Below are 19,569 nucleotides of genomic sequence, written 5' to 3'. Positions count from 1 at the left end.
TTAATACTATCATTAATTTGTGGATAATTCAATTAAAACTATTCTAATTTAAAACTATGGCACTTAGTTTCTGTATATACTTCTACATTATTTCCGGTTACTTGTATCCCTTCTAATGAGCATAAATTATTATCATTATACTTACATGGTTTTACGAAACATACCAAACTATCACACTCACCATCAGAATTTGTGTTGTTTGTAAGATCACTGTATAAAAGTCTATTTAAAAAAGATCCACAACATGTTTCTTCATCTACTGCTGCTGCTTTTCCTCCAATATTAACTCTATTAGCATAACAAGTGCCACACTTATTATGTGAACAATTTGTAACACTACAATCTATTCTATTCATACCATCTTACCTCTTTCCACTAAAATATCTGTCTAATAATCCCTTAAATGCTCTTCCATGTCTAGCTTCATCTTTACACATTTCATGAACAGTATCATGTATAGCATCTAGATTATTTTGTTTTGCTACTGTAGCAAGCTTTTTCTTACCTTCACAAGCTCCATATTCTGCTTCTACTCTAGCTTCCAAATTTGATTTAGTATCTGCTACAACTACTTCCCCTAATATTTCCGCAAATTTTGCTGCATGTTCAGCTTCCTCATAAGCAATTCTCTTATAAGCTTCTGCAACTTCTGGATAGCCTTCTCTATCTGCCTGACGAGACATAGCAAGATACATACCTACTTCTGTGCACTCACCCATAAAATTTGCTCTTAAATCATCAATTATCTCTGATGATAAGTCTTTAGCAATTCCAATTCTATGTTCATCAGCCCATTGTAAATCACCTTTAATTTCTTCGAACTTTGAACTGTCTACTTTACAAATAGGACAAATTTCTGGTGGTTCACTACCTTCATGTATATAACCACAAACAGTACAAATAAACTTTTTCATTATTTTACCTCCTATATATTTCTCATTACTATTATTCCTATCTTTTCATTTAATAATTCTATTAAACAAGAAAAAAAGAGAAATTGTTCTACAATTCCTCTTTCTATCTCATTAATATATTATTCTATTTTTTAAACCCATATATTTAATATTGCTAATATACTAACCACTATAATTGTTATAAAAGAACACACCATAGATATTATAGTAAACTTCATAGCCTTCTTACTCATAACTTCATTTTCTTCTTCTGATTCACTTACTCTCTTTGATATTTTTCTTCCATATATATATAAAGAAATATTAATTGCTATCATGATAAAAATTATCGATATTAATAAAATCTTCATTATAAATCCTCCTCTTATTGTAACAAAATTAATTTCAAAAACATTATATCATCTACATTCACATTTAGCCATACATTCAATATATACTGTAATATCTAAAGAAAATAGGAGGTTATAATGGTAAAGCTATACATCTACAAATTATTCTATCTTCTGCAAAATCCATCATCTAATTTAAAGAAATTATCATCTCTTATAATGAATGATAATATTTTAAAAGAAATTTCTCTACAAAATAAATATAAAAATAAGATAAGAAAAACATTTGGATATAATATTGAAAATGAAAAATATAAAATAGAAAAAATATCTATTGATAAAGAAAAATCAACATTCCGAATAAAAATTTCCGCTATTCATTCTTTTAATTATATCAATAGTACATTAAAGACAAAATCCTCTGAAAGACTGTACTTTATCCTTATCTTAAAAAAAGTAAATAAACTTTGGACTATATTAGATATGTGTAATAAAGACGTATTTCCTTCTACATATGATAAACTCTCAAAAAAAACTCTATTTTATAACATTAAGGAATGCCTTGACTTAGACTATAGATTAAAGTTTTTAGAGAATCAACTATCTTCTCTTAATTCTTTTCTTATAGATTATAAAAGAATGGTTAGGACTTCAAACTCACCGCTCCCTTTTAGAGGAAGCAACTATAATTCTAAATTAGCTAGCGAGTATGCTCAAAAATATGCTTTAAATTATAATACTAAATATAAAAGCTTTGATAATTCTGGAGGAGACTGTACAAATTTTGTATCTCAATGTTTACATGCAGGTAATATTCCAATTACAAATAGTTGGAGACCTTATAGTACTTCTTGGATAAGAGTTAATGAATTATATCATTACCTTATCAAAAATGCTATTGGTGTTAATATAACCTCGAAACACCCTTATAAAGAAGGTGATGTAATACAATTTTACGCTAACAGTAAGGGATACTTTTCTCACTCTGGTGTAATAACCAAATCTCTTGGCTACGGTGAATATTTATATTGTTGCCATAGCTATGATAAGCTAAACTTTCCTCTTAGCGAAATATTTCCTTTCATGTACGATAAAATACGTGTAATTCAGCCAAAATAAAAACGGGAATTCAACTCCCGTTTTTATACTTTATATACCTTCTTTATCTTAAATTTCTTATTTGCTTTCTTTTGATTTGCTTCTTTTAATAGCCTCTTCTCTCTATCATTAGTGGATTCCTCATAATCACCACTACTCATTATCTCTTCAGGAAAATATCCACTTATATTTTCTTCCTTTGTATCTACATCAATAACTTTATAAATACCAAACTTCCTGCTTAAAGTAACTATTCCTTTTCTATACTCTACATCTAACAAACTTAAATCTTTTTTTTCCTTTCTATATCTACATATACAAATAAAAATATATACATTTTCTAAATCATTTAAATATCTACTTCCAATCATTCTAAATGTGCAAATTGTCTTTTCTTTTTTCTTCTTTGAAACAAAAGTATCTTCAATATATTTTTCTATAGTTTCTCTTTTAGTGAAACTAAGACCTAACACTGATGGCAAATCTGAAATAAAACCTATTCCAAGTAATACAATCAATATTACCAAGATGATTATAGCCTGACCTATCCACAAATGCTGTAGCATTGCTTCACCCCTTTTCTTCATTAATTAATTACATAATACTATAAATCATTCTTTACTTCTATAGTATAGATGTTTTATATAAATATCCATACTACTAATTAAAAAAGATAGCCTTTAGCTATCTTTTTTAAAATAATCCTTAAGAATTTTTTTATCTAAGTTATTAATTTCAAAATTATCTATATCATTTACATTAATCCATTTTACTTCTTTGTAATTCTTATCTAAAGTTACTTTTTCCTTTAGTATACCTAAGTATACCATAGTACTTTCATTTTCATTTATAGAATACTCATCTAAAGGCTCTAAATCAAAAACAATAGATTTCAATATATCCTTCACACCTCTATGTATTGTTTTCTCATGCTCTTCCTTACTTCTCTTCTTTTGAGTTAAAAGAGACCATTTTTCGATTTGTCCTCTCTTAACCTTTTTCTTAAGCAATAACACGTTATTAAAATCATCTCTAATGATTAAGCTACAACTAACAACCGTGGACATAATGCCTCCCCCTATTAATAAATTACTTTTACTATATTTTATCATAATTTGACTAATTAAGCCATTATTTTGTTATTTTTTTAATATAAATAAAATTTTAGAAAGTTATTTTAATTTGTAGAGTTTAAGATTAATTGCTATAATATGGATATAAAAACAAATCATTTATGATTAGGGGTGATTTAGATGCCATATATTAATTCTAAAGTAACAGTAAGTTTATCAGAGGATAAAACTAATAAACTAAAGGAAGAACTAGGAAGAATAATTTGTGACATTCCTGGAAAAAGTGAAAACTTTCTAATGGTAGGTTTTGAAGATAATTACACGCTTTATTTTAAAGGCGAAAAGCTTAAACTTGGAGCTTTTATAGAAGTTAAAATCTTCGGTAAAACCTCAAAGGATTCATTAAATACAATGACAAAGCACTTATGTGAATTATTCACTAGAGAACTTGGAATACCTGGTGAGACTATATATATCAAATATGAAGAAGTTGATAATTGGGGATGGAATGGTTCTAACTTTTAGTATACCTATTAAAATTAAGAAGCATAGTTTGTACTATACTTCTTAATTTTATTCTTCCCATGCTAGACTTCTTTCTACAGCCTTTTTCCACTTAGAATAAAGCTTATTTCTATCTTCATCTACCATGCTTGGATAATACCTTTCACTTTCATGCCATCCCTTTGATAGTTCATTTCTATCCTTCCAAAATCCTACTGCTAATCCTGCAAGATAAGCTGCTCCCAATGCTGTAGTTTCTGTTATTATTGGTCTAGAAACTTCTACATTCATAATATCTGATTGAAATTGCATTAAAAAGGTATTTCTACTTGCTCCACCATCAACTTTTAACCTTTTTATATTTATATTTGATTCTTTTTCCATTGTCTCCATTACTTCTTTTGATTGATAAGCAATAGACTCTAGAGCTGCACGAATTATATGGTTTTTGTTAGTCCCCCTTGTCAAACCAAAAATAGTGCCTCTTGCATACATATCCCAATAAGGAGCTCCTAATCCCACAAATGCAGGTACTAAGTAAACACCTCCATTATCTTTTACTTTACTAGCAAAATATTCGCTATCACTTGCATCACTTATTAATTTAAGCTCATCTCTAAGCCATTGAATTACTGCTCCTCCTACAAATACAGAGCCTTCTAATGCATATTGAACCTTATTTTCAATGCCAATTGCAATAGTTGTAAGCAAACCTTCTTTACTTTCTACCAATTCTTCTCCTGTATTCATTAACAAGAAGCATCCGGTACCATATGTATTTTTAGCCTCTCCCTTATTAAAAGCAGTCTGCCCAAATAATGCTGCTTGTTGGTCTCCAGCAATTCCTGCAATAGGAACTTTCCACTCTCTTAAACTTATATAACCATATACATCTGAAGAGTTTTTCACCTGTGGTAACATAGATATTGGAATATTGAAAATCCTTAATAACTCCTCATCCCACTTTAATTCTCTTATGTTATATAACATAGTCCTTGAAGCATTTGTATAGTCAGTAACATGTACTTCTCCTTCTGTCATCTTCCACGTAAGCCATGTATCAACTGTTCCAAATAATAATTCTCCTTTGTCAGCTTTTTCCCTAGCACCTTCTACATTATCTAAAATCCACTTAATTTTAGTTGCAGAAAAATATGCATCTGGAATTAAACCTGTTTTCTTTTTTATATATTTATCTATTCCACTATCTTTCAATTGGTCAATCATCTTTGAAGTACGTCTACATTGCCATACAATTGCATTATAAATTGGTTCACCTGTTGTCTTATCCCATACTATAGTAGTTTCTCTTTGATTTGTAATGCCTATTGCAGCTATATCTTTAGGGCTAATATTAATCTTAGCCATAACTTCTTGAAGTACACCATATTGACTAGCCCAAATCTCCATAGGATTATGCTCTACCCATCCCTCTTTAGGGTAAATTTGTGTTATTTCCTTTTGACTTATCCCTAATATATTTTGATTTTTATCAAATACAATAGCTCTTGAACTTGTTGTTCCTTGATCTAAAGCAATAATATATCTTTTCATAATTAATTTTCTACTCCTTTTATTAGATGGCGTAAATGTTTTCTTTAACTATAACTATTATAGCAGAAAAAGTCCAAGCATACCATGCTCGGACTTTTTGCTAAACTATACATTGATTTCACTATGAATATCAACAGCATCCTTATTATCTTCTATGATCGGAGTAATATACTCATCAATAAATTCAACAACTTGGCTTGGGGCTCTACCTACAAACTTTGTTGGATCTATTATAGCTAAAATTTCTTCTTTTGAAAGATTAAAACTATTATCTGCAATGATTCTCTTAATAAGATCATTATCTAACCCCTCACCCTTAACCCTTTGAGCTGCAGCCATTGAATGTTCTCTAATTCTTTCATGAAGTTCTTGTCTATCTCCGCCTCTTTTAACTGATTCCATCATAATATTTTCAGTAGCCATAAATGGTAATTCATTATTAACATGAGCTGCTATTACTTTATCATAAACAACCATATTTTCTGATATATTTATATAAAGATTTAATACACCATCTAAAGCTAGGAAAGCTTCTGCTACTGAAATTCTCTTATTTGCAGAGTCGTCTAAAGTTCTTTCAAACCATTGAGTTGAAGCTGTTATTGCTGGGTTTAATGCATCAACTATAACGTATCTAGCAAGAGCTCCCATTCTTTCACTTCTCATAGGATTTCTCTTATACGCCATAGCTGAGGAACCAATTTGATGCTTTTCAAATGGCTCTTCCATCTCCTTCATATTTTGAAGTAATCTTAAATCATTTGAAAACTTATAGGCACTTTGAGCAACTTCTGATAATGTGTTTAAGATTATTGAATCAAGCTTTCTTGGATAAGTTTGACCTGTTACTCCAAAACTCTTATCAAATCCCATTTTTTCAGCAACCATTTTATCAAGAGATTTAACTTTAGCTTCATCCCCTTCAAATAAGTTCATGAAACTTGCTTGAGTACCAGTTGTTCCCTTAACCCCTCTTAACTTTAAAGTTGATAATAAATGGTCTATATTCTCAATATCCATTACTAAATCTTGCATCCATAAGGTAGCTCTCTTACCAACAGTAGTTAATTGTGCAGGTTGGAAATGTGTAAATCCTAGAGTAGGCATATCCTTATATTGCATAGCAAATTTACTTAATCTATCTAATACAGTTACTATCTTCTTTTTAACTAATAAAAGTGCATCTCTCATAATTATTACATCTGTATTATCACCTACATAACAACTTGTAGCACCTAAATGTATGATTCCTTTTGCACTTGGACATTGTAATCCATACGCATATACATGACTCATTACATCATGTCTTACTTCTTTTTCTCTCTTAATTGCATCTTCATAATTTATATTATCAATATGAGATTTTAACTCATTAATTTGTTCATCAGTTATGTTTAATCCTAATTCTTTTTCGCACTCTGCTAAAGCAACCCATAACTTTCTCCAAGTTGTGAACTTCATATCATCCGAAAATATGTAACTCATTTCCTTTGAAGCATATCTTGAATTTAATGGGCTATTATATAAATTTCTCATCACTTACCTCCATACGAATATATTTTTATTTCTGCAAAACATCATTCGTATTATATCATATTTTTTTAAATTTTACATTACTTTATAAAAAAAATATTTAACCTAGTAATATTTATGTTTTGTTTACATATAAATTAAATTAGAACAAACTTTTGATAGGAGTGAACTATATAATGTGCAAATTAAATATTTTCGATAAAATTTCATTTTTAATTTCTCTTTTAGGTGGACTCAATTATGGCATACTTGCTTTAATAAATATCAATATTTTTTATATACTTTCGTTTGGTTCTGCCTTAATACTTAGACTCTTTTACTTTCTTATATTCTTAAGTAGTATTGACTTAATATCGCTAGTATTTAGATGCAAATATATTTTTGAAAACAAATAAAAGGTTCCTCTTACGAGAAACCTTTTTTGACATATTAGTCTTCTAAGTTTTCAATTAACTTAACTATTTCTTCAACAGCTAAAGCTTCATCATCACCGTTAGCAATAACGTTTATTACAGAATCCTTAGTTACAGCTAATGAAAGAACTCCTATTAAGCTCTTAACGTTTGCTTTCTTACCATTGAATTCTATGCTTACATCTGATTTGAAAGATGAAGCCTTCTTAACTAATAAAGTTGCTGGTCTAGCATGTAAACCAGTTCCATTCTTAACTACAACTTCTTTTGAAACCATTACATTCACCTCTTTAAATATTCTATAAGCTTTCACTTAACTTTTATTATTATATATGAGATTGAAAAGAATTTCAAGACTTTTATAAATCTTATCTTTCATATCACAATAAAGGTAAGCTTATTCTTTATCTAGGTTGTACAATTAATTTAATTGCAGTTCTTTCTTCACCATCAATCTCTATGTCAGTGAATGCTGGAATGCAAACGATATCTTTACCGCTTGGCGCAACAAAGCCTCTAGCGATAGCTATAGCCTTAACAGCTTGATTTATTGCTCCTGCTCCTACAGCTTGTATTTCTACAATATTTTTTTCCTTTATAATTGCAGCTAAAGCACCTGCAACTGAATTTGGATTAGATTTTGTTGATACTTTTAATACTTCCATTTTTATTTCTCCTCCCAGACCTACTAATCGTTTACAAAATAAAATATAATTACTTTTCTCTATTAAATATATTCTATGTAAACTTTTAAAATCCTTTTTTTTAACTACTTTTTTTCTAAAATAATAATAATTTTAAAAGAGTTGTTAATATTGAATAATATTAACAACTCTAATTCTTTATTTTGCAAAATCTACTGCTCTAGTTTCTCTTATAACATTTATCTTTATTTGTCCTGGATATTCTAGCTGTTCTTCAATGCTCTTAACAATGTTATGTGCAAGTTCAACTGCACCTAAATCGTCAACATGATCTGGTTTAACCATAATTCTAATCTCTCTACCAGCTTGAATGGCATATGATTTTTCTACACCTTCATACGAATTTGCAATTTCTTCCAATTTCTCTAATCTCTTGATATAGGCTTCTAGAGTTTCTCTTCTTGCACCTGGTCTAGCTGCAGATACAGCATCTGCTGCTTGAACCAATATAGCTTCTAAAGATTGCATTTCAACATCGCCGTGATGGGCCGCAATTGCATTAACTACTATTGGTGACTCATGATACTTTTTAGCAAGATCTCCACCTATTAAAGCGTGAGGTCCCTCTTGCTCTTGATCTACAGCCTTTCCAATATCGTGTAGTAAGCCAGCTCTTCTAGCTAGAGTAACATCTAATCCTAATTCTGAAGCCATTAAACCAGCTAAATATGAAACTTCTATGGAATGTTTTAGAACATTTTGTCCATAACTTGTTCTATATTTCAATCTACCAAGTAGTCTTATAAGTTCTGGGTGAAGTCCATGCACACCTGTTTCTAGTGCTGCTTGTTCTCCTTCTTCCTTAATGTCATTTTCAACATCTTTTTGAGCTCTTTCAACCATCTCTTCGATTCTTGCCGGATGTATTCTGCCATCCACTATTAACTTTTCTAGTGCCATCCTAGCAACTTCTCTCCTAATTGGATCAAAACTTGATAAGATAACTGCTTCCGGAGTATCATCTATAATTAAATCTACTCCTGTTAACGTCTCTAGGGTTCTAATGTTTCTACCTTCTCTACCTATTATTCTACCCTTCATTTCATCATTTGGTAGGGCTACTACATGTACTGTTGTTTCAGACACGTGGTCTGCTGCACATCTTTGGATAGCAGTGGTAATAATTTCTCTTGCCTTTTTATCTGCTTCCTCCTTTGCCCTACTCTCGATGTCCTTAATCATTAAAGCTGCATCATGAGATACTTCTTTACGAACTTCTTCTAAAAGGATTTGTCTTGCTTCATCAGATGATAATCCTGAAACTCTTTCAAGTTCTTCTCTTCTTTGATTATAAACCTCTTGAACCTTTTCCTCCATTTTTTGAACTTCGTTCACTCTCTCATTTAGTGCATCTTCTTTCTTTTGTAAAGAGTCACTCTTTTTATCTAAAGACTCTTCTCTTTGTATTAATCTTCTTTCAAGCCTTTGAACTTCATTTCTTCTTTCTCGTGAATCTCTTTCACAATCAGTTCTTAATCTATGAACTTCTTCTTTTGCTTCCAAAATAGCTTCTTTCTTTAAAGCTTCTGCTTCTTTCTTTGAATTTTCTAAAACAGTTGTAGCTTCTTTTTCAAGTAATTCTATTTTCTTTTTTGATGCTGCTTGAATCGTTTTATAAAATACTATTCCTAAAACTAATAAAACAACAATGTCTATTAATATTATCATATACGTTTGCACGTAAACACCTCCTAGCTTGTAAACTTTCTATTATAAGTAAACAAGAAAGCATAGTAGGTATCATATAATTCTCACTGTTTATAGGAATATGATAAACCAGTATTTGTTATTATTTTATCTGAAAAATCAAATTATGTCAAGTTAGCACGTCTTTATAAGTATTCCCTTTATTATATTATAAATACACTATTTTACTAGCTTTACCTCTTGTTTTCTATCCATTTCGCTCATTATGAAAACCTTTTTATTCTTTTTTTATAATCTATTTTTCTTGCTATTATTTACTTTTATTTTCTTTACATATAATATACAACAAAAAAAGAGACGGTATACCGCCTCTTTTTTATTCTTTATCTATAGATACTTCTTTTTTAACTTCAGCTTCACCAACATATAAAGGTAAAGAATGCTTCTCTCTAATTTGATTTTCAATTTCTAGCGCTACTTCAGGATTATCCTTTAAGTAAATCTTAGCATTTTCTCTACCTTGACCTAATCTAACATCTCCATAAGAGAACCAAGCTCCACTCTTTTGTACTATTCCTTCCTTAACTCCAACATCTACTATATTACCTGTTCTTGAGATACCTTCATTGTACATAATATCAAACTCAGCTTGTTTAAATGGAGGAGCTACCTTATTCTTCATTACTTTTACTCTAGTTCTATTACCTATTATAGCATCAGCTTGCTTAATTGAATCTATTCTCCTAACATCTAATCTTACAGAAGCATAGAATTTAAGTGCTCTACCACCTGTTGTAGTTTCTGGATTACCAAACATAATTCCAACTTTTTCTCTTAGTTGGTTAATGAATATTGCAACACAATTAGTTTTACTAATAGTTCCTGCTAACTTTCTTAATGCTTGAGACATAAGTCTTGCTTGTAACCCTACGTGAGAATCACCCATTTCTCCTTCAATTTCTGCTCTTGGTACTAATGCAGCAACAGAGTCAACTACAAGAACATCAATAGCACCAGATCTAACTAAGGCTTCTGCTATTTCAAGACCTTGTTCTCCTGTATCTGGTTGTGAAACTATAAGATTTTCAGTATCGACACCAATCTTTCTTGCATAACTAGGATCTAAAGCATGTTCAGCATCAATAAAAGCTACTGCTCCACCAGCCTTTTGAGCTTCAGCAGCAATATGTAATGCAACTGTTGTTTTACCTGAACTTTCAGGTCCATATATTTCTACTATTCTTCCCTTTGGAACTCCACCAATACCAAGTGCTATATCAAGATCTAAACATCCTGTTGATATAGAATCGATACTTAATGTGCTATCTTCTCCTAATTTCATTACAGAACCTTTACCAAATTGCTTCTCTATTTGGTTCATAGCACTTTCTATAGCCTTTAATTTATCCATATTTATGTTACTCATTTTTATTCTTACACCTCTTTCATAAACGAACTTATGTTCTATAATCATATTATATAGTATTTATTATTTATAGTCAATATAAAACTTTCTTTTCTCCATTTTATGGCAATTTCCTCTTTAGTATTATCATAACTGATTGTTTTTATACATCTATATATCTTTTATTAAATTTTATAAAAAATTACTGATTTAACTGCTAATGTTACCTTTAAATTGTTTTAAAAAAGAGATCGTGCTAAATATATTAGTACGATCTCACATGTATCTTATTTATTCATATCAATTGTATGCTTATTCTTTCTAAAATAATCCCAACCAGATATTAATGTTATTACTACAGATATATTTAACATCCAACTAGGTACATTCATGAAGAACCAATTCCAAACACTACTTGATTCAACTAAATTTGTTAAGTATGAAGATGTAGTAATATTAAATTGTAATAACAATAGCACTATAGCTATTATTTGTATTACTGTCTTTATCTTGCCCCACCAACTAGCAGCTATTACTTTTCCTTCTGAAGCTGCTATTGTTCTTAATCCAGATACAGCAAACTCTCTTGCAATTATAACTATAGCTGCCCAACTAGGTACCATTTGTAGCTCTACTAAAGATATTAAAGCTGATGTTACAAGCAGCTTGTCTGCAAGGGGGTCCATAAACTTTCCAAAGTTAGTAATTTGATTCCTGCTCCTAGCTATATACCCATCCAACTTATCTGTAAGTGACGCTAAAATAAATATAAATGTTGCAATAAATGTACCATATGGTATGCCTTGAACAGCAATAAATATTAAAAAGATGGGAACTAAAAAGATTCTAATTACAGTTAATTTATTTGCAAGATTCATAAACCACAACTCCCATTAAATCATAATCGGCACAATTAGTAATCTTAACTTTAACTATTGCCCCAGTTTTTATATTCTCTTCTGAATCAAAGAATACTACACCATCTATTTCAGGAGCCATTTCATAACTTCTTCCATAGTAATATTCTCCATTATGTCCTTCAACAAGAATATCATAAATATTACTAATTTTCAATTCATTTATTTCTTTTGCCACTTCTTGTTGAACTAACATTAAGTTTCTTTCTCTAATTTCCTTTATCTCTTCAGGAACTTGATTTTCCATCTTTGCAGCTGGTGTTCCCTCCTCTTGAGAATATTTAAACACCCCTACATTATCTAATTTATAATCTTGTAAAAACTTTGTTAATTCATTAAAATCTTCTTCTGTTTCACCTGGAAACCCTACAATTAAAGAAGTTCTTACTACAATATCAGGAATTCTTTTCCTTAATGTTTCAATCTTATTTATTATAGCTTCTTTGCTTGTTTTTCTTGCCATTAATCTTAAAATGTTATTGCTTATATGTTGTATTGGCAAATCTAAATATTTGACTACCTTATTATTGTTAGCTATTTCATCTATTAATTCATCATAGATTTCTTCTGGATAACAATATAATAGTCTTATCCATTCAATTCCATCAACCTTTGATAATTCTCTTAATAATTCATGTAACTTTTGTCCACCATAAAGGTCTGTACCATACATAGTTAAGTCTTGAGCTATTAAAATTAATTCTTTTACGCCACTCTTGCTTAATAATTCAGCTTCTTTAATAATGCTTTCTTTATCTCTACTTCTAAATTTTCCTCTTATTTTAGGAATAATACAATAAGTACAGAAATTGTTGCAACCTTCTGCTATCCTTAGATATGCTGTATGAGATTTTGTTGTAAGAATTCTTATACCTTCATTAATCTTTTGATCTGAATAATTTACTTCTATTAACTTTTCATCATTATTAATGAAATTCATTATATACTCATTAATCTTTTCGTAATCATTAACTCCAAGAGTAATATCTATTTCTGGCATTAATTCTTGTAACTCTTTTCCGTATCTTTGTGTAAGACAACCTGTAGCTATCAACATTTTACACTTATACTTATTCTTGTATTCTGCCATCTCTAAAATTGTGTCTATAGATTCTTGCTTTGCTGACTCTATAAAACCACAAGTATTTACTATTATTATATCTGCTTCCTTTGGATTATTTGTTATTTCGTATTGCTCACTCATTCTACCTAGAATTATTTCTGCATCTACTCTATTCTTATCGCAGCCTAAACTAACCATTCCAACTTTATACTTTTTCAAATGTGTTTCCTCCTGTGTATTACTCTAGTTTAATACTATATCAAAAACATTTTATATCGCTTTTATAAGTATTACAAGTTAATTTTCTTCCATATTATCTGAATTATGGAGTAAATCTTCTTTTTTCATCAAAACTTGCCTTGGTCTACTTCCATCTTTAGGTGAAATTATTCCCCTTTCTTCTAGCTGATCCATTATTCTAGAAGCTCTGTTAAAGCCAACTCTTAGTCTTCTTTGCAAGAAAGATGTTGATGCCTGCTCGTATTCAATTACTAAATTTATAGCTTCTGGTAACAACTCATCAGCATCATCACTACTATCTATATTCTTGCCTTCTGTTTCATTATTTATATGATCTAAAATAGATTCTTCATAAACTGCATCTTTTTCTTCTGACTTAATAAATTCTATTACCTTTTCAACTTCCTCTTCTGAGATGAAGCATCCTTGAACTCTTTGAGGTTTACTTTCTCCAACAGGATAATAAAGCATATCACCTTTACCAAGTAATTTTTCAGCTCCAGCTGAATCTAATATTGTTCTTGAGTCCACCTGAGAAGAAACAGCAAATGAAATTCTAGATGGTATATTTGCTTTTATAACACCTGTAATTACGTCTACAGATGGTCTTTGCGTTGCTATAACAAGATGCATACCAGCAGCTCTTGCCATTTGTGCCAGCCTTCCTATATAATCTTCCACATCATTAGGACAAACCATCATTAAGTCAGCAAGCTCATCTACAATTATAACTATATAAGGTAGCTTCTCCTCAATAATTCCTTTATCCATTAAAGCATTGTATGAATCAATATTTCTTACTCCCATTTCAGCAAAAAGGTTATATCTTTTTGTCATCTCATTAACAGCCCAATTTAATGCAGCAGCTGCTTTCTTTGGATCTGTTACTACTGGAATTAAAAGATGGGGTATTCCATTATAAACATTTAACTCAACAACCTTAGGATCAACCATAAGTAATTTAACTTCATCAGGAGAATATTTATATAGTAAGCTTATAATTAAAGAATTAATACATACACTCTTACCAGAACCTGTAGCCCCTGCAATCAATGTATGTGGCATCTTACTTAAATCTCCTACAACGCAAGCTCCTCCTATATCTTTTCCTAAAGCAAAGGCTAACTTTTTATTACTACTAGTAAACTCTTTTGAATCTAGTACCTCTCTTAAAAATACTGGTGTTTGCTTTTTATTTGGTACTTCTATACCAACTGCTGCCTTTCCAGGAATAGGTGCTTCAATTCTCACCCCAGAAGCTGCAAGACCTAATGCTATATCATCTGATAAATTTACTATTTTACTAACTTTTACACCAGGACTAGGCTGAAGTTCAAATCTAGTTACTGAAGGTCCCTTTGTAACTTGCACAACTTTTGCATCTACTCCAAAACTTCCTAAAGTTTCTTCTAGCTTATTTGCGCTATCAATTAACTCTTTTTTATCAGAGCTATTTAATTTAGTTTTATTATTAACATTTAAAAGTTCTGTATTAGGGAATACATATTCTTTTTTCTCTATTTCTTCTTTGTCTTCATTTAGTATATCTTCAATTTCTTTATTCACACTTTCCTTTATTCCGTTATCAAGTTTTTCTTTTTTAACAGAAGGCATAGCTTCCTCGCTGTTAATAAATGAAGATATTTCTTTTTCTGTGTTATTTTCTACAGCCACTTCAAGCTCATCATCAATAGTGGCATTTTTCATAAAATCAAGTATCTTTATTTTATGATTTACCCCCTTTAAAAACTCTTCTCTATTTGGCTCTAGCTTTTCTTCCTTTTCAATTACATTTATAAAGTCATTTCTTTCATCGTTTTTGATTGTTGGTGAAATTTCTCTTCTCTTTTTAAATTCTTTTCTTTTTACATTTGCTCTTTCACCTAAATCAAAAATCGAAATACTAAATGTTAATATAGAAGCTATAATTATAAGCGCTATATACACAATAAATGAACCTACAAATCCAAGTATTTTAAATAAAGGATAGGATATAAGATGTCCAACAAGACCTCCATTAAATCCGTAATCAGCTTTTACTATTGTTTGAATTATATTACTCATACCCTTTCCAAAGGTAATATCACTTAATGATTCTACATAAAATGTTCCTGAAAATAAAATAATTACCCCAACAAATAGAGTAATACCATAAAACTTTTTATCAAGATTTATTTTTCCTCTTCCCTTTAAATAATTATATCCTAAATAAATTAAATAAATAGGTACTACATAAGCTCCTATTCCTAATAGTAAATGTGATATCTTCTGTGAAAATGTAGATAAAAATCCAGCTAGGTTTGTATATATTGATACTGCACTCAGTATTCCACATGCTATAAATATAATTCCAGTAATTTCACTATTATGATTTTGTACGTTTTTCTTTGCTTCTTTTGTATTTTTTCTTTTACTATTACTTCTACTCACTTAAAATCACCCCATCATAATAATTTCTACACTTTCTCTTTAATTCCTTTTAAGAAAGAAAAAAAATAGGGTTTACATCCCTATTTTTCATCTCCTATTAATTCATTTAATTTTTCAAGTGCTTTACTTATCCCCCCAACTTCATCTATAAGCCCACAATCTACAGCCTGCTTACCAATTAATATAGTTCCTACATCATTTAGTAGTTCATCTGTTTGCATCATAAACTCTTCTAATTTTTCTAGTTTAATATTGGAAGTTCTCACAATAAAATCATTAATTCTCTCTTGCATCTTCTTAAAATAGTCAAATGTTTGTGAAACTCCTATAATAAACCCATTCATTCTTATTGGGTGAATTATCATAGTAGCTGATGGAGTTATAAAAGAATAGTCAGAAGAAGTAGCTAAAGGTACTCCAATAGAGTGACCTCCTCCTATAACTATTGAAACTGTTGGTTTAGAAATTGAATTTATCATTTCTGATATTGCAAGACCAGCTTCAACATCTCCTCCTACTGTATTTAGTACGATTAGTACGCCTTTTACATTTTTATTTTGTTCTATAGAAATCAGTTGTGGTATTACGTGTTCGTACTTAGTTGCTTTAGTTTGGGCTGGTGAAACATTATGTCCTTCAATTTGCCCTATTATTGAAAGGACTTGAATTCTTTCATTAGGTACTGCCATAGTTGTGTTCCCATATTCCTTAACAGATTTCATTTTCTCATTGTTTTCTTTTAATTCTTCTTGTGTTTCTTCACTTCCAGATTTTGTTGACTTATTTGTTAATTTAATATCCTCCATAAAAACATTCCTCCTGTACAGTTTTATTTTGTACATGAGGAATGTTTTTATACTTTATTAAAGATACAATTTTAAAGTTTAAATGCTTTATGAAGAGCATTTATAGCTTTTTCTAAATTTTCGGTATGAATTAAACACCAAATAGTCATATGTGAATCTGCAGTTTGTAACACCTCTATATTGCTTTCACTTAATGTTTTATAAATTTTCGCCATAACCCCAGGTATTCCCTTCATTCCAGCTCCCACTAAGGCTATAGTACTACAGTTATCTATTAATGTATATTTTAAATCCAATTTACCAAATATATCCTTTACAATATCCTTTGCAGCTTTAGATATTGTGAATACTTGCTGCCTTGGAAAAATATTAATTAAATCCAAACTAATCTTATTTGCAGCTAATATTTCTAATACATCATTATATCTATCATTACCCTTATTATCATCAAGATTTATTGTAACCTGAATTCTATCATCATGATTAGTTATACTTGTAATTAATCTTCTCCTCTTTCTATCTCCCACACTATTAATTAATGTACCTATTGTATCATTTAAAGTATTTTTAATCATAATAGGAATATTACCTTCTCTAGCATACTCAACAGCCCTAGGATGTATTACCTTAGAACCTTGGTCTGCAAGCTGGAACACCTCATCATAGCTTATAATATCAATTACTGATGCACTTTTTACTATTCTAGGATCTGCTGTCATTACACCATCAACATCTGTATATATTTCAATTCTTTCTGCATCCAACATTACTCCAAGTATTGAAGCTGTAGTATCGCTTCCACCTCTTCCCAATGTAGTAAAGTATCCATTCTCTGTTATACCTTGGAATCCAGTTACAACAGGAACTCTCCCCTGTGATATTACATCTAATATTTCTTTTTCATTAGTTGAAAGCAAAGTTGCTTCGCCAAAATTTTTATTGGTAATTAACCCAGCTTGTCCGCCTGTCATAGGAAAGGCCTCAATATTTTTACTATTCATATCTGATGACATTACAACAGAACTTATTATTTCTCCACAGCACATTAAAAGATCTGCTGCTAACTTATTTTCTTTTATAAAATTTTCATTAACTAAAGAAAGTAAAGTATCAGTTGCATATGGACTACCCTTTCTTCCCATTGCTGACACGACAACCACAGGACTATATCCATTATCAATTGACTCCTTTACTTTCTCCATTACTTTTTCTCTATTCTCCTTGGTAGAAACTGATGTGCCGCCAAACTTTTGTATAACTATTTTCAAGTCATTCCCTCCAGATTCTATAGTTTAGCTCTCTTTACATCATTATCTTCTGCATCAAGTATTATAGTTCTTGATCCAATCTTCTTTACACACTCCCATGGAATCTCTAAAAACTCTCTAGACCTACTGAATAGTCCCATCTTACTTCCAGTAGTATTTATAATAAGATATCGTATTTTTCCATCATCATCTACTACTAAGTCATTATTTTGAAGATAATCGTACTTTTCACCATCATTAATATTTATAAGTTCATATCTTTCTATTTCACTAAGTAACTTTATGTTTTCTCCTGACATAAAAAATCCCTCCTTATTACCTACATAATACATATGATATAAAGAGAGATTTTATTCTTATATTTCTATTTTCCCAAAATTATTTTTATTATTATATGCTTTATCAGAGTCTAATATTATAGAGTTTAACTTGTCAGCCTCAACATTTTGCCCTACATAAGAAGTATTTAACACTCCACTTCCAAAGCACTCCTTTAATACAAAATCAATATCCTCCATATTGATTCTATCAACTTTTTCTATAACCTCTTCTTGAGTAGTTACCCTATTTTTAAATAATACAGATTTTGCATTACTAAACATTCTTGAACTAGTACTTTCCAATCCTAAAATATAATTTGCTTTTATCTTTTCCTTATTAACATCTAATAATTCCTTAGTTATACCTTCTTTAACAAATCTATTTAACTCATGCTTAATAGCATCTAAAGCCTTTTCACCATAATTCTTTCCAAGACCAGCATATATATTTAATACTCCTGCACCTTGATATGGTTGAGGATAACAATAAATACTATAGCATAACCCTAGTTGTTCCCTTACTCTTTGGAATAGTATAGATGAAGCTCCACCACCAAATATATTACTTAATAATACGAGGCCATACCCATTATCATGGCCAAAAGGAAGCCCCTTTAACCCAAGGCTTACATGAAGTTGCTCTATATCCTTTGTAGCTGTCATAGAGTTTAAGTGCACTAAAGTTTCACCGTATGTTGGAACATAGATATTGTCGCTTTTCCACCCTCCAAAATATTGTTCTACTAAAGTCTCCACTTCCTTCTCATCAAACTTACCACATATAGATATCACTGTGTTGTATGGAGTATATTTTTCTTTTATAAAATTCTTTATTTTATCTCTAGTAAAACTTTTAACCTTATCAATTGTCCCTAAAATTGGGTAGGCTAAGGAACTATTATCAAAGCATGCTTTTGAATGTAAATCCTCAAGAACATCCTCTGGATTATCCTCGCTCATATTGATTTCTTCAATAACTACTCCCTTCTCCCTTTCTATTTCATCTCCATCAAACTTGGAGTTTAATATCATATCTGAAAGCACTTCTAGAGATAAATCTAAATGAGTGTATAAATTCTTAACATAATAACAAGTAGCTTCTTTACTTGTAAATGCATTTATTTGTCCGCCTATATTCTCAACTGATTCTGCAATTTCTTTTGCTGTCCTCTTATCTGTTCCCTTAAAAAACATATGTTCAATAAAATGTGATATTCCATTTACTTCAGGAGTTTCATTTCTGGAACCATTTTGTATCATTACTCCTACGCTTATAGAGTTTACCCCATCTACTTTTTCTGTTATTACTCTTAGCCCATTTTTTAAAGTATAAAAATTATACATATTTTCC

At 30.2% G+C, this 19,569-nt stretch carries 20 protein-coding genes; 2 read left to right on the top strand and 18 right to left on the bottom strand.

Translation table 11 applies throughout. The features are described from left to right. Positions 1-38: 38 nt before the first annotated feature. The 3 genes from G594_RS0104960 to G594_RS0104950 form a co-directional block, all read right to left on the bottom strand. Positions 39-356 carry a DUF1540 domain-containing protein gene (locus tag G594_RS0104960; protein ID WP_027097569.1) on the bottom strand — a complete coding sequence of 106 codons (318 nt, stop codon included), beginning with the start codon at positions 354-356 and terminating at the stop codon, positions 39-41. Positions 357-362: 6 nt separating this feature from the next. Continuing rightward, positions 363-914, bottom strand: coding sequence for an NADH peroxidase (locus tag G594_RS0104955; protein ID WP_027097568.1), 552 nt, complete (start codon positions 912-914; stop codon positions 363-365). Between the two features lie 131 nt (positions 915-1,045). Next, positions 1,046-1,264 (bottom strand): hypothetical protein, encoded by a 219-nt coding sequence (locus G594_RS0104950; protein WP_027097567.1) that lies wholly within the window; start codon positions 1,262-1,264, stop codon positions 1,046-1,048. A 117-nt stretch (positions 1,265-1,381) separates the two neighbouring features. Between G594_RS0104950 and G594_RS19535 the strand changes: the two genes are divergently transcribed. After that, entirely contained in the window at positions 1,382-2,362 is a 981-nt protein-coding gene (locus tag G594_RS19535) for an amidase domain-containing protein (RefSeq protein ID WP_051195906.1), read from the top strand. A 23-nt stretch (positions 2,363-2,385) separates the two neighbouring features. Here the strand turns inward: G594_RS19535 and G594_RS0104940 are convergent, their stop codons facing one another. Together G594_RS0104940 and G594_RS0104935 are read right to left on the bottom strand one after the other, a co-directional pair. Further along, positions 2,386-2,928 (bottom strand): hypothetical protein, encoded by a 543-nt coding sequence (locus G594_RS0104940; protein ID WP_143331501.1) that lies wholly within the window; start codon positions 2,926-2,928, stop codon positions 2,386-2,388. Positions 2,929-3,021: 93 nt separating this feature from the next. Further along, positions 3,022-3,408 (bottom strand): hypothetical protein, encoded by a 387-nt coding sequence (locus G594_RS0104935; protein WP_027097565.1) that lies wholly within the window; start codon positions 3,406-3,408, stop codon positions 3,022-3,024. Between the two features lie 186 nt (positions 3,409-3,594). On the opposite strand from G594_RS0104935, the gene G594_RS0104930 reads away from it, so the two are divergent. Next, the gene (locus G594_RS0104930; RefSeq protein ID WP_027097564.1) at positions 3,595-3,939 is read left to right on the top strand and encodes a phenylpyruvate tautomerase MIF-related protein; all 345 of its coding nucleotides are present in this window, start codon (positions 3,595-3,597) and stop codon (positions 3,937-3,939) included. Positions 3,940-3,987: 48 nt separating this feature from the next. Here G594_RS0104930 and glpK read toward each other — a convergent pair whose 3' ends face one another. From glpK to G594_RS0104865, 13 genes are all read right to left on the bottom strand, one after another. Next, positions 3,988-5,472, bottom strand: a complete 1,485-nt coding sequence (glpK, locus tag G594_RS0104925; protein WP_027097563.1) for a glycerol kinase GlpK — start codon at positions 5,470-5,472, stop codon at positions 3,988-3,990. A gap of 105 nt (positions 5,473-5,577) precedes the next feature. After that, on the bottom strand, positions 5,578-7,008 hold the full coding sequence (purB, locus tag G594_RS0104920; RefSeq protein ID WP_027097562.1) for an adenylosuccinate lyase: 1,431 nt from the start codon (positions 7,006-7,008) through the stop codon (positions 5,578-5,580). Positions 7,009-7,434: 426 nt separating this feature from the next. After that, positions 7,435-7,695, bottom strand: coding sequence for an HPr family phosphocarrier protein (locus G594_RS0104915; RefSeq protein WP_027097561.1), 261 nt, complete (start codon positions 7,693-7,695; stop codon positions 7,435-7,437). A 127-nt stretch (positions 7,696-7,822) separates the two neighbouring features. Then, positions 7,823-8,083 (bottom strand): stage V sporulation protein S, encoded by a 261-nt coding sequence (locus G594_RS0104910; protein ID WP_027097560.1) that lies wholly within the window; start codon positions 8,081-8,083, stop codon positions 7,823-7,825. 177 nt (positions 8,084-8,260) lie between these two features. Then, entirely contained in the window at positions 8,261-9,790 is a 1,530-nt protein-coding gene (rny, locus tag G594_RS0104905; RefSeq protein WP_207734618.1) for a ribonuclease Y, read from the bottom strand. A 355-nt stretch (positions 9,791-10,145) separates the two neighbouring features. Continuing rightward, positions 10,146-11,195, bottom strand: coding sequence for a recombinase RecA (gene recA, locus G594_RS0104900; RefSeq protein WP_027097558.1), 1,050 nt, complete (start codon positions 11,193-11,195; stop codon positions 10,146-10,148). Positions 11,196-11,461: 266 nt separating this feature from the next. After that, the gene (pgsA, locus tag G594_RS0104895; RefSeq protein WP_027097557.1) at positions 11,462-12,052 is read right to left on the bottom strand and encodes a CDP-diacylglycerol--glycerol-3-phosphate 3-phosphatidyltransferase; all 591 of its coding nucleotides are present in this window, start codon (positions 12,050-12,052) and stop codon (positions 11,462-11,464) included. Continuing rightward, the gene (gene rimO / locus G594_RS0104890; RefSeq protein ID WP_027097556.1) at positions 12,036-13,373 is read right to left on the bottom strand and encodes a 30S ribosomal protein S12 methylthiotransferase RimO; all 1,338 of its coding nucleotides are present in this window, start codon (positions 13,371-13,373) and stop codon (positions 12,036-12,038) included. Before rimO ends, pgsA begins: the two co-directional genes overlap by 17 nt. Before the next feature lie 78 nt (positions 13,374-13,451). Next, entirely contained in the window at positions 13,452-15,824 is a 2,373-nt protein-coding gene (locus G594_RS0104885) for an FtsK/SpoIIIE family DNA translocase (RefSeq protein WP_027097555.1), read from the bottom strand. An 80-nt stretch (positions 15,825-15,904) separates the two neighbouring features. Continuing rightward, positions 15,905-16,546 (bottom strand): ClpP family protease, encoded by a 642-nt coding sequence (locus G594_RS0104880; protein ID WP_394899442.1) that lies wholly within the window; start codon positions 16,544-16,546, stop codon positions 15,905-15,907. Positions 16,547-16,701: 155 nt separating this feature from the next. Next, positions 16,702-17,898 (bottom strand): aspartate kinase, encoded by a 1,197-nt coding sequence (gene dapG / locus G594_RS0104875; protein ID WP_027097553.1) that lies wholly within the window; start codon positions 17,896-17,898, stop codon positions 16,702-16,704. A gap of 17 nt (positions 17,899-17,915) precedes the next feature. Then, the gene (locus G594_RS0104870) at positions 17,916-18,197 is read right to left on the bottom strand and encodes a YlmC/YmxH family sporulation protein (protein ID WP_027097552.1); all 282 of its coding nucleotides are present in this window, start codon (positions 18,195-18,197) and stop codon (positions 17,916-17,918) included. A gap of 57 nt (positions 18,198-18,254) precedes the next feature. Next, positions 18,255-19,562, bottom strand: coding sequence for a M16 family metallopeptidase (locus G594_RS0104865; protein ID WP_027097551.1), 1,308 nt, complete (start codon positions 19,560-19,562; stop codon positions 18,255-18,257). Positions 19,563-19,569: the final 7 nt, after the last annotated feature.

This window comes from Clostridium paraputrificum AGR2156 (assembly GCF_000424025.1).
In the GTDB taxonomy this organism is placed as follows: Bacteria; Bacillota; Clostridia; order Clostridiales; family Clostridiaceae; genus Clostridium; species Clostridium paraputrificum.
This window is presented reverse-complemented; position numbering and strand designations above follow the sequence as displayed.